The sequence below is a fragment of the Crenalkalicoccus roseus genome (genome assembly GCF_004761865.1).
In the GTDB taxonomy this organism is placed as follows: domain Bacteria; phylum Pseudomonadota; class Alphaproteobacteria; order Acetobacterales; family Acetobacteraceae; genus Crenalkalicoccus; species Crenalkalicoccus roseus.
The window spans coordinates 49,188-62,659 of sequence record NZ_SJDM01000013.1 but is presented as its reverse complement, the minus strand read 5'-3'; the positions used below and the strand labels follow the sequence as shown (position 1 = coordinate 62,659).

Genomic DNA, 13,472 nt, shown 5'->3' with positions numbered 1-13,472 from the left:
CCGCATCGGCCCGGCGGGGCGCTGGCGTCCGCCCTGCCCGGTGGCTAGGGTGCGGCGCCCGCATGGATCCGCGATGACCCGCCTCGACCGTTACGTCTTCCGCCAGCTCCTGCTCGCCCTGCTCGCCGTCACCGTCGGCCTCGCGGCGCTGGTCTGGCTCACCCAGTCGCTGCGCTTCATCGAGCTGGTGCTCGACCGCGGCCTGTCCTTCCTGGTGTTCCTGGAGCTGACGGGCCTGCTGCTGCCGAGCTTCTTCGCCGTGATCCTGCCGATCACCACCTTCGTGGTGATCCTGTTCACCTATGCGCGCCTCTCGGCGGACCGGGAGCTCGTGGTGATGCGCGCCGCGGGCCTGTCGCACTGGCGGCTCGCCCGGCCGGCAGTGGCGCTGGCGCTGCTCTCGGTCGGCCTCTGCTACGCGCTGAACCTCTGGCTGGTGCCGGCGAGCCAGGCCGCCTTCCGCGCCTGGCAGTTCGAGATCCGCAACCAGCTTGCCGCCATCCTGCTGCAGGAGGGGGTGTTCAGCTCGATCGGCGACGAGCTGACGGTCTATGCCCGCTACCGCGACCGCGACGGCACGCTGCGCGGCATCCTGATCCACGACGCGCGGGAGAAGGGGGCGCCGGTCACCATCCTGGCCGAGGCGGGGCGCATCACCCCCACCCCGCACGGCCCCCGCGTCACGCTGGAGAACGGCGTGCGCCAGCAGCTCGAGCGCGTGCCCCCCGCCGCCGACGCCCCGCCCGGCGCGCCGCCCGCCATGCGGCTCAACGTGCTGAGCTTCCGCGAGAACAGCGTCGAGCTCGCCCGCACCGCGCGCGAGGAGGGGGAGCGCTACCGCAACGCCCAGGAGCGCACCCTCTCCGAGCTGCTCCACCCCGCCCCCGAGGAACGGATCCCCGAGCGCGACCTGCGCCGCTTCCGCGCCGAGGCGCACCAGCGCCTGGCCGGGCCGCTGCAGGCGCTCGGCTTCGCGCTGATCGCCCTGGCGACGGTGCTGACCGGCCAGTTCCAGCGCCATGGCGGCGCGGCGCGGCTGTTCGCCGGCGTCGCCGTCGTGGTGGTGGTGCTCGCGCTCGGGCTGATGGTGGGCAACCTGGCGGCGCGCCAGCCCGCCATGATCCCGCTGATCTGGGCCAACGCCCTGCTGCCGGGCCTCGCCGCCCTCTGGGTGCTGGCGGGCACGCCCGGCCTGCCGCGCGGCCTGCGGCCCGGCCGGCGCGGGCGCCGCCCCGCGGCGGAGGCGGCGCGGTGACCCTCGCCCCCACCCTCAGCCGCTACGTCGCGCGGCGCTTCCTCGCCGCCACGGCGGCGATGCTCCTCGGGCTGACGCTGCTGGTCTCGCTGTTCGACTTCATCGAGCTCCTGCGCCGCGCCGCGACACGGCCGGAGGCCGGCTTCGCCCTGGTGGCGCAGATCGCGGGGCTGCGCCTGCCCTTCGTGGCGCTGCAGATCCTGCCCTTCGCCATCCTGCTCGGCGGCATCCTCGCCTTCTGGCGGCTCAGCCGCTCCTCGGAGCTGGTGGTGGCGCGCGCCGCCGGCATCTCCGCCTGGGGGTTCCTCTCGGGGCCGGTGCTGGTGGCGCTGGCCTTCGGCGTGCTCGGCACGGTGGCGATCTCGCCGCTCTCCTCGGCCATGCTCGCGCGCGCCGAACGGCTCGACTACGCCTATCTCCGCACCAGCGCCGGGCTGAGCGCGCTGGCCGGCGGGCGGCTGTGGCTGCGCCAGGCCGACCGGGGGCTGGAGCCCGGAGGGGTGGCGATCCTCTCCGGCCGCCCCGTCAGCGGCTCCGGCCTGCCGCCACAGCAAGAGTTCGTGCTGGCCGAGGTCAGCCTGTGGCGGCTCTCCGCCAGCGACCGGCCGCTCGCGCGCATCGAGGCGCCGCGGGCGCGGCTGCTGCCCGGGCGCTGGGTGTTGGAGGACGCCGTGGTCTTCGGCCCGGACCGGGTGCCGAGCCCGCCCGCCGCCATCGCCTTCCCAACCGAGCTGACGCCGGACCGCATCGAGACCAGCTTCGCCTCCCCCGACACGCTGAGCTTCTGGGCCCTGCCCGGCTTCATCCGGGTGCTGGAGCAGGCGGGCTTCTCGGCGGTGCGCCACCGGATGCACTTCCAGGGGCTGCTCGCCCTGCCGGTGCTCGCGGTGGGAATGGCGCTGCTCGCCGCCGGCTTCTCCATGCGCCAAGCGCGCCGCGGCGGGGTGGCGCAGATGATCGGCGCCGGCGTCGCCGCCGGCTTCGCCCTCTTCGTGCTCGACAAGATCACGGGCGAGTTCGGCGAGGCCGGCACCCTGCCGGTGGCGCTGGCGGCCTGGGCGCCCACCCTGGCCGGCCTGCTGCTGGCCCTGACGCTGCTCCTGCACCTGGAGGATGGATGAGCGCCTTCCGGCCCGCCCTCGCCGCGACCGCGCTGCTCGCGGCCCTCGCCCCCGCGCGGCCGGCCCTGGCGCAGGCCGAGCCGACCGTCACGCCGGCCGACCCCGCGCCGCGCGGCCTGTTCGCGCCGGCGCGCGAGGACCCGCTCTCCGCCCGCGCGCGGCCCGACACGGACCGCCCGGTGACCTTCACCGCCGACGAGGTGGAGTACGACCGCACCCGCGGCGTCGTCACCGCCCGCGGCCGCGTCGAGGCCTGGCAGGGCGAGCGCTTCATGCGCGCCGACGAGTTCAGCTACGACCGCAACACCGGCATCGCCCGCGCCCGCGGCAACGTCCAGCTCCTGGAACCGGACGGGCAGGTGGTGTTCGCCGACGACGTGGAGCTGCGCAACGAGTTCCGCGACGGCGTGCTGCACGGGGTGCGCGCCCTGCTCGCCGGCAACGCCCGCCTGGCCGCCACCGGGGCGCGGCGCACCAGCGGCACGGTGAACGAACTCGCGCGCGTGGTCTATTCCGCCTGCGACCTCTGCCCCACCGACCCGACGGCGCCGCCGCTCTGGCAGCTCCAGGCCCGCCGCGCCATCCAGGACAAGGAGGCGCAGCGCATCACCTACCGGGACGCGCAGGTGCGGATGTTCGGCGTGCCGGTGCTCTACACTCCCTACCTCTCGCATCCGGACCCGACGGCGCCGCGCGCCTCGGGCTTCCTGTTCCCGACCCTCGGCTACACCCGCTTCCTCGGCGCCTTCATCGAGACGCCCTACTTCTGGGCGATCGACCGCAGCTCCGACCTGACCGTCACGCCGCTCTTCTCGCAGCGGCAGTACCCGAACCTCGGCCTCGAATACCGGAAGCTGTTCAACTTCGGCGAGATCGCCGCCAACGCCTCGATCGGCGCCTTCGACGAGCAGGAGCGGCGCCGGGGCGAGAGCCTCGCCGGCCACATCTTCGCCCGCGGCCGCTTCTCGATAGACGAGAACTGGCGCGCCGGCTTCGACCTGAACCGGGCGAGCAGCGAGCTCTACCTCCGCACCTTCCGCTACGAGTACCGCCGCGTCCTGACCAGCCAGGCCTTCGCCGAGGGCTTCTGGGGCACCGAGGGCTACGCCCGCGCCGACGCCCGCGCCTATCAGGGGCTGCGCGCCATCGACGACACGCGGCTGATCCCCTTCGTGCTGCCCAACCTCTACTACGAGCACGCGCCGCGCGAGCGGGTACTCGGCGGCTGGGTCACCGCCGATGCCGGGCTGCTCGGCCTCTGGCGCGAGGTCGGCAGCGAGAGCCAGCGCCTCGCCACCCGGCTGCGCTGGGAGCGGCCGGAGATCGGGCCGATCGGCGATCTCTGGACCTTCCGCCTGCAGGCCGAGGCGCTCGGCTACCGCGCCCGCGGCCAGCAGGAGCCGCCCGGCTTCCTGCCCGACGCCAACGGCACCCAGGCGGTGGGCAATGTCCGCCTCGCGGTGGACTGGCGGCTGCCGCTGGTGCGCAGCGCCGGCGCCTGGGGCACCCAGACCATCGAGCCGCGCCTGCAGCTCGTCACCGGCCCCGCCACCGGCCGCCAGCGCGACGTGCCGAACGAGGACAGCGTGGATTTCGAGTTCACCGACGCCAACCTCTTCGCCCTCAACCGCTTCACCGGGCGCGACCGGCAGGAGGGCGGCACCCGCCTCGACACCGCCTTCCGCGCCGCCTGGAACTTCCCGAACGGGGGCCAGGTGGAGGGGCTGCTCGGCCGCTCCTTCAGCCTCACCGACCCGCGCTGGAACCCCTACCCCGGCTCGGGGCTGGAGCGGCGCGCCTCCGACTGGGTGGCGCGGGCGCGGATCGCGCCCGTCTCCTGGTTCGACGTGACGGGGCGGGTGCGCCTCGACGGCGAGCGCCCGACCGAGGTGCGCTTCGCCGACGCGGTGGCGAGCCTCTCGCTCGGCCCGATCACCCTCTCGGCCGGCTACCTGGAATCCCCCTCCCTCCCTTACCTCGCGCCGGCCCGGCGGCGCGAGGAGGTGGGCGCGGGCCTCGCCGCCCGCATCGGCCGGCACTGGCGCCTCGGGGTCAGCGGCAAGTACGACCTGGTGCTCGACCGCCCCGCCGTGCTGCAGGGGGTGGCCGGCTATGAGGACGAGTGCTTCATCCTGGAAGGCCGCTTCATGCGCCGCTTCGCCCAGGACCCGGCGGCGCAGGCGCTCTACCCTGCCAACACCGTCTTCCTGGTGCGCATCGGCTTCAAGACCATCGGCGAATACCTGTTCCGGGCGATCTGACGCCGGGGGCCACCGGGCGCGGAGACCCGCGCCGCCGGCGCATGGGCGCTCACAGCCCGCCCATGCGCGCCACCAGCCCGCCGATGAACAGGCCGAGCATCAGGTCCAGCACCACCACCCCCGCGGCGCGGCCGCCGCCGACGCCGAGCGCGAGCCGCGCCACGAACCATTCCAGCCACAGCGCGTAGCCGAGGCCGGCGAGCGCCAGCGCGTTCGGCACCGCCCCGGTGGCGCCGAGCGCCACCGGCACGGTCATCAGCAGCAGCACCAGGTACTGGACGACGTTGGTGTAGTTCCAGGCGGCGATGAAGTGCGGCCAGCGCGCCTGCCGCCCCATCGCCTCGGCGACCAGCAGCGAGGCGAGGGCGAAGCCGGTCCAGGCGCAGACATAGCCGATCAGCTCCGCGGTGAGCGCCCGCGCCACGCCCCCGTCCGGACCCGCGGCGGCCGACCACGCGATCAGGCGCAGCGCCATGAAGCCCGGCAGGCACAGCACCGCCGCCCAGAAGCTGCGCAGCGCCCCCTCCGGGCTGGCCTCGATCAGCGCGAGGCCATCGGCGTCGCCGCGCGCCAGGCGGAACGCGCCCTGCAGTCCGCGCGCCACCGCGGCTTGGCCGGGCCCGAGGGGCGGGGGAGCCGAGCCGCTCAGGCGAGAACCTCCTCCAGCACCCTCCGGTAAAGCCCGGCGAGCGCGCGCAGTTCCGTCACCGGCACGCACTCGTCGGCCTGATGCATGGTGGCGCCGACGCCGCCCAGCTCCGCCACCGGGCAGTGGCGGGCGATGAAGCGCGCATCCGAGGTGCCGCCGCCGGTGTCGAGCACGGGCTCCTGCCCGGTTTCCGCCGCCACGGCGCGGCGCAGCGCCGCGACGAAGGGGCCGGGCGGGGTGAGGAAGCTCTCGCCGGAGCATTCCACGCGCATCTCGTAGCGCGCCCCCTCGGCGCGCAGCGCGGCGTGCAGCATCGCGGCCAGGCCTTCGGCCGTGTGCCGGTCGTTGAAGCGGATGTTCAGCATCGCCCGTGCCTCGCCGGGGATGACGTTGCTCGCGGCGTTGCCGACGTCGAAGCCGGTCACCTGCAGGGTCGAGGGCTCGAAGAACTCGGTGCCGGAATCGAGCGGCTCCGCGGTCAGCCGGTGCAGCACCCGCACCAGGCGGTGGATCGGGTTGTCGGCGCGCTGCGGATAGGCGGAATGGCCCTGGATGCCGCGCAGCGCGATCCAGGCGGTGAGGCTGCCGCGCCGCCCGACCTTGATGACGTCGCCGGGGCGGGCGCGCGAGGTCGGCTCGCCGACCAGGGCCATGTCCGGGAGGTGGCCATGCGCCGCCATCCACTCCAGCACGCGCGCGGTGCCGTCCCTCGCCGGCCCCTCCTCGTCGCCGGTGATGAGCAGGCTGATGCTGCCGCGGTGGTCCGGCCTGGCGGCGAGAAAGTTGGAGAGGCCGGCGACGAAGGCGGCGATGCCGCCCTTCATGTCGCAGGCGCCGCGGCCGTAGAGCACGCCCTCCGCCACCTCGGCGCCGAAGGGGTCGCGCGTCCAGGCCTCGCGCGGCCCGGGCGGCACCACGTCGGTGTGGCCGGCGTAGCAGAAATGCGGCCCCGCCCCGCCGCGGCGGGCGAACAGGTTCTCCACCTCGCCGAAGCGCAGGCGGTGGCAGGCGAAGCCGAGCGGGGCCAGCGCCCGCTCCAGCACCGCGAGCGCGCCGTCATCGGCCGGGGTGACGCTGCGGCAGCGGATCAGCGCCTGCGCCAGCGGCAGCGGATCGGCCGGGAGGGGCGGCACGGCTCCGCTCAGTCCCGCAGCAGCTCGTTGATGGAGGTCTTGGCGCGGGTCTGCGCATCCACCGTCTTGACGATGACGGCGCAGTAGAGCGAGGGGCTGGGCGAGCCGTCGGGCAGCGGCCTGCCGGGCAGCGAGCCCGGCACCACCACCGAATAGGCCGGCACGCGGCCGACATGCACCTCGCCCGTCGCGCGGTTGACGATCTTCGTCGAGGCGCCGATGAACACGCCCATGGAGAGCACCGCGCCGCGCTCCACCACCACGCCCTCCGCGACCTCGGAGCGGGCGCCGATGAAGCAGTCATCCTCGATGATGACGGGGTTCGCCTGCAGCGGCTCCAGCACGCCCCCGATGCCGACCCCGCCCGAGAGGTGCACGTTCTTGCCGATCTGCGCGCAGGAGCCGACGGTGGCCCAGGTGTCCACCATGGTGTTGCGGTCCACATAGGCGCCGACGTTGACGAAGCTCGGCATCAGCACCACGCCCGGGGCGATGTAGGCGGAGCGGCGCACCACCGCGCCCGGCACCGCGCGGAAGCCGGCCTCCCTGAACCGGTCCGGCCCCCAGCCGTCGAATTTCAGCGGCACCTTGTCGTAGGCGCCCGCCGCCGTGTCCATGGGCACGGACTCGGTCAGGCGGAAGGAGAGCAGCACCGCCTGCTTCAACCACTGGTTCACCCGCCAGCCGCCCTGCCCGTCCGGCTCGGCGACGCGGGCGCGGCCGGCGTCGAGCGCCTCCAGCGCCGCCTCCACCGCGGCGCGGTCCTCGCCGCCGCTCGAGGGGGAGAGCGTGTCGCGCCGCTCCCACAGGGCCTCGATGCGTGTCCTGAGCGTGCTGACATCCATTGCCGCCGATCCCCCGGGTGCAGAGCGGGCGGACCATGCCGAGGCCCCGGCGCCGCGTCAACGCGCCCAGGCCCGGCCTGTGCCGGAACCGAACCGAACGGGTTCCCGTGCTAACGGCGCATTCATCGGGCCGCCCGCAAGGTCGCGTCCATGCAGCCCGCCCCGCTCGCCATGACGCATCCCGCTTTGGAAGAGCAGCCCATGACGGCCACGGCACCGCCCCCCCGCGCCGGCCTGCCGCCGGCGGCGCACGGAACCCTGCTCGAATCGCGCCAGCGCTGGCGCGACTTCGCCGCCCTCTCCGCCGACTTCGCCTTCGAGACCGATACCGAGGGCAGGATCACCTTCGCCATGCCGGAGGCCGTGCTGGGCTGGCCCTCCTCGGCGCTGCTCGGCCACCCGGCGAACTGGCTGCTGCTGCAGCCCGAGCCCGACCCCTTCGCCCTCACCCACGAGGTGCGCGACCTGCGCGCCTGGCTGCGCCGCGCCGACGGGGAGGCCGCCTGCCTCAGCTTCAACGTCGCCCCGCTCGCCACGCTGGAGGGCGGCTTCGCCGGGCTGCGCGGCACCGCCCGGGACGTGACGGCGGAGATGCGCGAGATCGAGGCGCAGGCGAGCGCGCTGCGCCGGGCGCTCGCCGTGCAGGCGCTGGTGCGGCGGGTGCGCGAGGCGGCGCTCGCCCCGCGCATGCTGCCGGCGCTGATGCGCCTGCTGCCGGCCGCGATCGGCTGCGTCGGCGCGGCGGTGATCGCCTATGACGCGGACGGCCAGATCCGCGTCACCCACAGGGAGGACGGGGACCCGAGCGGCCTCCTGGCCTGCCTGCCGCGGCTCGAGGGCACGCGGCCGATCTTCGCCGAGGGGCCGGAGGGCGAGCGGCTCGCCCTGGTCGCCCAGCCGGTCGGCGCCAAGGACACCCAGGCGCTGCTGGTCTGGCGCGAGCCCGGCGCGCCGCCCTTCGACGAGGACGAGCGCCACCTGCTCTCCGTGCTGTCCGACCTGCTCGCCGTGGTGCTCGGCAACCACGTCCTGCTGCGCGAGCTCGAGCGCCAGGCGCGGACCGAGCCGCTGACGGGGCTGCTGAACCGGCGCAGCTTCCTCGAGGAGCTGAGCCGCCGCCTGGGCGGCCCGCGCCGCGGCGGGCGGGGCGGCGTGCTGCTGTTCCTCGACCTCGACAACCTCAAGCCGATCAACGACCGCCTCGGGCACGATGCGGGGGATGCCGCCCTCGTCGCCCTGGCCGGGCTGCTGGCCCGCTCCTTCCGCCCCTGCGACCTCGCGGCGCGCTGCGGAGGGGACGAGTTCGCCGTCTGGCTCGACGGGGCCGGGGAGGGGGTGGGCACCGCGCGCGCCGCCGCCCTCTGCCAGGAGATCGCCAGGCTGCAGGAGGTGCCGGCGCGCCTCAGCGTCAGCATCGGCTGCGCCGTGGTTCCGCCGGGGGTGCCGGAAACGCCGGAGGCGCTGCTCGCCCGTGCCGACGTGGCGATGTACGCGGCCAAGCACGACGGGGGCAATGGCTGGCGCCTCGCCGCCCCCGTCGGCGGCAGGGAGGCCGACCGGGCATGACGGCGGAGAACCAGCGCGACGCGAAGCGGATCGCCCGCAGCGGCACGCAGGCCGAGCGTGCCGCCCTGGCCGGCGAGGCGGAGACCGCGCCGGAGCTGCTCTACTACCTCGCGCGCGACCCGGACCGGGCGGTGCGCGCCGCGGTCGCGGCCAATACGGCGACGCCGCCGCAGGCCGACCGGCTGCTGGCGGGAGACGAGGACACGGCGGTGCGGGAGGCGCTGGGGCGCAAGCTCGCCCCCCTTGCGCCGGTGCTCTCCCAGACGCACCGGGACCGGCTGCAGCGCATGGCGTGGGAGACGCTCTGCCGCCTCGTCAGCGACGCGGCGGTGACGGTGCGCGCGGCGATCGCCGAGGCGCTGAAGGCGATGCCGGACGCGCCGCGGGAGACCATCCTGAAGCTCGCGCGCGACGCCTCGATGGAGGTGGCGGAGCCGGTGATCCGCTTCTCCCCCCTGCTGACCGAGGCCGACCTCACCGCGCTGGTGATGGGGCCGCCGGTGCCGGAGACGGTGGTGGCGGTGGCGCGCCGACCCGATCTGAGCGAGGCGGTCTCGGACGCGATCGCCGAGGCGGGGGACCCGGTCGCCATCACGGCGCTGCTCGGCAATTCCTCGGCCGCGATCCGCGAGGCGACGCTCGATGCGCTGATCGCCGGGGCCGGCCAGCAGGTCGCCTGGCAGGAGAAGCTGGTGGCGCGCCCCGGCCTGCCGAAGGGCGCGGCCCAGGCGCTGGTGATGATCGTCGCCGACCACCTGCTCGGCGCGCTCGCCGCGCGGCCCGATCTCGACCCGGCCGTGACCGCCTCGATCCGCCAGAGGGTGGCGGCCCGGCTCGCCGAGCAGGCGAACCCGCCCCCGCCCACCGCCGCGCGCTCGCCGGCGGAGAGCTTCGCCGAGGCGGCCCGGCTGGGCGACCGCGCCACCATGGTGCGCCTCCTCAGCGAGGGCGCGGCGGTGCCGGTCGCGGCGGTGCAGCGGGCGGTGCGCCTGCGCAGTGGCAAGACGCTGGTCAGCCTGTGCTGGAAGGCGGGGCTGACGCCGCGCTGCGCCCTGCTCGCCCAGACCGTGCTGGCCGGCATGCAGCCGAGCCTGAGCCTGGCGCCGCATGGCGGCTGGCCCTATCCGCCCGAGGAGATGAAGTGGCAGCTCGAACTGCTGGTCGAGGCCGCGTGCTGAAGGCCGCGGCCCTCAGGGCTTGATCAGCGTGCCCGCGCCGCGGTCGGTGAACAGCTCGCGCAGCACCGCGTGCGGCACCCGCCCGTCCAGGATCACCGCGCCCTTCACCCCGCGCTCGATGGCGTAGATGCAGGTCTCGACCTTCGGGATCATGCCGCCCGAGATCCAGCCGGCCTCGATCCCGGCGCGCACCTCGGCCACCGTCATCTCCGGGATCAGCCGCTCGTCGGGGCCGAGCACGCCGCGCACGTCGGTCAGCATCAGCAGCCGCTCGGCGCCGAGCGCGCCGGCGATGGCGCCGGCCACCGTGTCGGCGTTGATGTTGTAGGTCTGCCCGTCCGCCCCCACCCCCACCGGGGCGACCACGGGCACGATGTCGGCGCCGATCAGCAGGTGCAGCAGGCGCGTGTCCACCTGCTCCGGCTCGCCGACGAAGCCGAGGTCGAGCACCTGCTCGATGTTCGAGCCCGGGTCGCGCACCGTCCGGGTCAGCTTGCGGGCCCGGATCAGCCCGCCATCCTTGCCCGAGATGCCGACGGCGATGGCGCCGGCGCGGGTGATCGCCTCCGCCACCTGCTTGTTGACCGGGCCGGCGAGGACCATCTCGACCACGTCGAGCATCTCCGCATCCGTCACCCGCAGGCCCTGCACGAAGCTCGACTTCACGTTCAGCCGCTTGAGCATGGCGTTGATCTGCGGCCCGCCGCCATGCACCACCACGGGGTTCACCCCCACCTGTTCCAGCAGCGCGATGTCGCGGCCGAAGCGCAGCGCCGTCTCCTCCTCGCCCATGGCGTGGCCGCCGTACTTCACCACGATGATCTGGTCGTCGTAGCGCTTCAGGAAGGGCAGCGCGCCGGCGAGGATCTGCATCGGGTCGGGCGTGTCGGTCATCGGCGGGGATCCGGTGCGCGGGCAGGCGACCGGCCTCTAGAAGCGGGGGGGGTCGGGGTCAAGCGGGCGCGGCCAGGGCGGCGATCTCGGCGCGGATGTCGGGGATGCCCTCCCCGGTCTCGGCGCTGCTCACCAGCACCAGAGGGTGGCCTGCGGTGTGGGCGCGCGCCAAGCGCTCCGCCTCCTCCCGCCGCTGCCGCAGCCAGAAGGGCTTGGCGCCGTCCGCCTTGGTCAGCACGATCTGGAAGGGGACGGCGGCGTCGGTCAGCAGCTGCATCGCCGTGCGGTCGGCCGGCTTGGTCTCGATCCGCGCGTCCATCAGCAGCATCACGCGCCGGAGCGTCGGGCGGCCGCGCAGGTAGTCGAACATCAGCCCCTGCCAGTCCGCCTTCACGCTCTTCGGCGCCTGGGCGTAGCCGTAGCCCGGCATGTCCACGAGCACGAGCCGCCCGCCGAGGTCGAAGAAGTTGAGCTGCCGCGTCCGCCCCGGCGTGTGGGAGACGCGGGCGAGCGCCCGCTGCCCGGTCAGGGCATTGACCAGGGAGGACTTGCCCACGTTGGAGCGGCCGCAGAACGCCACCTCCGGCAGGCCGGGCGGGGGAAGCTGGTCGAGGCGCTGCGCCGCGTGGAAGAAGCGGCAGGGCCGGGCGAAGAGCAGCCGCCCGGCCTCCAGCAGCGCCGCCCGCTCCGCCGCGTCGGCGGCCTCGGCGAGGCCGCCCGGGGGCAGCGGCGCCGGCGGCGGCCGCGTCACCCCTTCTTCGGCTTCGCCGCCGCGGCGGGAGGCGGCGCCTCGGGCACCCCCGCCTTGGCATTGCGCTGCCGCTCCAGCCGCATGATCCACCACTGCTGCGCGATGGAGAGGATGTTGTTCCAGGTCCAGTAGATGATCAGCCCGGCCGGGAAGCTCGCCAGCATGAAGGTGAAGATCAGCGGCATCCAGGCGAAGATCTTGGCCTGGATCGGGTCCGGTGGCGTCGGGTTCAGCTTGAACTGCAGCCACATCGTGATGCCCATGAAGATCGCCCAGGCGGGCATGTGGAGGAAGGTGCTCCACGCCGCCGGGTCGAAGGGCAGCAGCCCGAACAGGTTGAACAGGTTGGTCGGGTCGGGCGCCGAGAGGTCGCGCACCCAGCCGAAGAAGGGCTGGTGGCGCATCTCGATCGTCACGAACAGCACCTTGTAGAGCGCGAAGAAGACCGGGATCTGGATCAGGATCGGCAGGCAACCGGAGGCCGGATTGATCTTCTCGGCGCGGTAGAGCGCCATCATCTCCGCCTGTGCCTTGGCCGGGTCGTCCTTGTAGCGCTCCTTGATCTCCTGCATCTTCGGCGCCAGCACCTTCATCCGGCTCATGGACTTGTAGGCCTTGTTGGCCAGCGGGAAGAAGGCGAGCTTCAGCGCCACGGTGAAGACCAGGATGGCGACGCCGAAATTGCCGAAGATCTCGGCCAGCCAGTGCAGCGCGTAGAAGAACGGCTTGGTCAGGAAGTAGAACCAGCCGAAATCCACCGCCTTGTCGAAGTCGGGAATGCCCAGCCGGTCGCGGTAGCTGTCGAGCAGGTGCACCTCCTTCGCCCCGGCGAAGAGCCGGGTCGAGAGCGCGGCCTGCCCGCCCGCCGGCACCGGCTGCGCCGAGGCGGGGGCGAGGTCCACCTGCCAGCGGTCGCGCCCGCCCTCGGGCACGTGGCGGTAGGCGGCGCGGTGGCGCAGGGAGGGGTCCACGGCGGTCAGCGCCGCCAGCCAGTACTTGTCGGTGATGCCGAGCCAGCCCGCACCCGTTTCCTGCTCCAGCGCCGGGCCGCGGCGCTTCTCCGCCTCGCTGCGCGCGTCGCTGTAGGTCATCTCGCGCAGGCGGCCGTCGAGCACGCCGGTGAAGCCCTCGTGCAGGATGAAGAAGCCCGCGGTCTGCGGCGTATGCTCGCGCCGCACCCGCGCCCAGGGCAGCACCTGCACCGGCTCGGGGCCGCGGTTGATCACCTGCTGCTCGGCGGTGAACATGAAGTTGTCGTCCACCGAGAGGATGATCCGGAACTCCTGCCCCTGCCCGTTCTCCCAGGATAGGGTGACCGGCCGCCCCGGTGCCAGCGGGCCGCCGCTCGCGCTCCACTCCGTCTCCAGACCCGGCACCGGGGTGCGGCCGTCGGCAGCGGTCCATCCCCATTGCGCGAAGTAGCCGGCCGGCGCGTAGCGCGGCGCGAGCAGGCGCACCTGCGGCGAGTCAGGGCGCACCGTCTCACGGTAGTCCTTCAGGATCAGGTCGTCGATCGCGGCGCCGCGCAGGTTCAGGGTGCCGGACAGGCGCGGCGTCTCGATGCGCAGCCGCGGCGCCTCGCGCTGCGGCTCGCCGATCGCGGCCGAGCGCTCGCCGGTGGGCGGCGTGATCAGGCCGGAGATCGGCCCGGGCGTCGGCACCTCCGGTGCCGCCGGCTGGGGGGTGACCTGCGCCATCTCCTGCTGGCGGCGCAGCTGCGCTTCCCGCGCCGGCTGGTTCCAGAGGATTTCGAAGATCAGCAGGATGCCGATCGAGATGGCGATCGCCGCGATGAGGCGCTTCTGGTCCATGGAGCGTG

At 74.3% G+C, this 13,472-nt stretch carries 11 protein-coding genes; 5 read left to right on the top strand and 6 right to left on the bottom strand.

Going from position 1 to position 13,472, the window contains the following annotated elements:
* Positions 1 to 73: 73 nt before the first annotated feature.
* The 3 genes from lptF to ET526_RS11395 are packed head-to-tail and all read left to right on the top strand — an operon-like array spanning position 74 to position 4,637.
* A complete protein-coding gene (gene lptF / locus ET526_RS11405) occupies positions 74 to 1,255 on the top strand; it encodes an LPS export ABC transporter permease LptF (protein ID WP_135467824.1) in 1,182 nt (393 codons plus the stop codon).
* Positions 1,252 to 2,376, top strand: coding sequence for an LPS export ABC transporter permease LptG (lptG, locus tag ET526_RS11400; RefSeq protein ID WP_135467823.1), 1,125 nt, complete (start codon positions 1,252 to 1,254; stop codon positions 2,374 to 2,376). The genes lptF and lptG overlap by 4 nt, the downstream gene beginning before the upstream one ends.
* Positions 2,373 to 4,637 (top strand): LPS-assembly protein LptD, encoded by a 2,265-nt coding sequence (locus tag ET526_RS11395; protein ID WP_135467822.1) that lies wholly within the window; start codon positions 2,373 to 2,375, stop codon positions 4,635 to 4,637. Before lptG ends, ET526_RS11395 begins: the two co-directional genes overlap by 4 nt.
* 49 nt (positions 4,638 to 4,686) lie before the next feature.
* On the opposite strand, the gene ET526_RS11390 is transcribed toward ET526_RS11395, so the two are convergent.
* Genes ET526_RS11390 through dapD form a run of 3 tightly spaced genes read right to left on the bottom strand, consistent with a single transcriptional unit; the run spans position 4,687 to position 7,264 of the window.
* Complete coding sequence (locus tag ET526_RS11390; RefSeq protein WP_135467821.1) at positions 4,687 to 5,241, bottom strand: hypothetical protein; 555 nt, start codon at positions 5,239 to 5,241, stop codon at positions 4,687 to 4,689.
* 41 nt (positions 5,242 to 5,282) lie between these two features.
* Entirely contained in the window at positions 5,283 to 6,419 is a 1,137-nt protein-coding gene (gene dapE, locus ET526_RS11385) for a succinyl-diaminopimelate desuccinylase (RefSeq protein ID WP_240048364.1), read from the bottom strand.
* An 8-nt stretch (positions 6,420 to 6,427) separates the two neighbouring features.
* The gene (dapD, locus tag ET526_RS11380) at positions 6,428 to 7,264 is read right to left on the bottom strand and encodes a 2,3,4,5-tetrahydropyridine-2,6-dicarboxylate N-succinyltransferase (RefSeq protein ID WP_135467819.1); all 837 of its coding nucleotides are present in this window, start codon (positions 7,262 to 7,264) and stop codon (positions 6,428 to 6,430) included.
* Positions 7,265 to 7,465: 201 nt separating this feature from the next.
* Between dapD and ET526_RS11375 the strand changes: the two genes are divergently transcribed.
* Entirely contained in the window at positions 7,466 to 8,830 is a 1,365-nt protein-coding gene (locus ET526_RS11375) for a sensor domain-containing diguanylate cyclase (RefSeq protein WP_158295563.1), read from the top strand.
* The gene (locus tag ET526_RS11370; RefSeq protein ID WP_135467817.1) at positions 8,827 to 10,008 is read left to right on the top strand and encodes a DUF2336 domain-containing protein; all 1,182 of its coding nucleotides are present in this window, start codon (positions 8,827 to 8,829) and stop codon (positions 10,006 to 10,008) included. The genes ET526_RS11375 and ET526_RS11370 overlap by 4 nt, the downstream gene beginning before the upstream one ends.
* Positions 10,009 to 10,020: 12 nt before the next feature.
* On the opposite strand, the gene argB is transcribed toward ET526_RS11370, so the two are convergent.
* Genes argB through yidC form a run of 3 tightly spaced genes read right to left on the bottom strand, consistent with a single transcriptional unit; the run spans position 10,021 to position 13,464 of the window.
* Positions 10,021 to 10,902 (bottom strand): acetylglutamate kinase, encoded by an 882-nt coding sequence (gene argB / locus ET526_RS11365; protein ID WP_135467816.1) that lies wholly within the window; start codon positions 10,900 to 10,902, stop codon positions 10,021 to 10,023.
* Positions 10,903 to 10,960: 58 nt separating this feature from the next.
* Complete coding sequence (gene yihA / locus ET526_RS11360; RefSeq protein WP_135467851.1) at positions 10,961 to 11,629, bottom strand: ribosome biogenesis GTP-binding protein YihA/YsxC; 669 nt, start codon at positions 11,627 to 11,629, stop codon at positions 10,961 to 10,963.
* A 20-nt stretch (positions 11,630 to 11,649) separates the two neighbouring features.
* Positions 11,650 to 13,464 (bottom strand): membrane protein insertase YidC, encoded by a 1,815-nt coding sequence (yidC, locus tag ET526_RS11355; protein ID WP_135467815.1) that lies wholly within the window; start codon positions 13,462 to 13,464, stop codon positions 11,650 to 11,652.
* Positions 13,465 to 13,472 lie beyond the last annotated feature (8 nt).

Coding starts and splice junctions, on each gene's coding strand:
- ET526_RS11375 (WP_158295563.1), top strand. CDS start 7,466: ATGACGGCCACGGCACCGCCCCCCCGCGCCGGCCTGCCGCCGGCGGCG.
- lptF (WP_135467824.1), top strand. CDS start 74: ATGACCCGCCTCGACCGTTACGTCTTCCGCCAGCTCCTGCTCGCCCTG.
- dapD (WP_135467819.1), bottom strand. CDS start 7,264: ATGGATGTCAGCACGCTCAGGACACGCATCGAGGCCCTGTGGGAGCGG.
- ET526_RS11370 (WP_135467817.1), top strand. CDS start 8,827: ATGACGGCGGAGAACCAGCGCGACGCGAAGCGGATCGCCCGCAGCGGC.
- argB (WP_135467816.1), bottom strand. CDS start 10,902: ATGACCGACACGCCCGACCCGATGCAGATCCTCGCCGGCGCGCTGCCC.
- yidC (WP_135467815.1), bottom strand. CDS start 13,464: ATGGACCAGAAGCGCCTCATCGCGGCGATCGCCATCTCGATCGGCATC.
- ET526_RS11395 (WP_135467822.1), top strand. CDS start 2,373: ATGAGCGCCTTCCGGCCCGCCCTCGCCGCGACCGCGCTGCTCGCGGCC.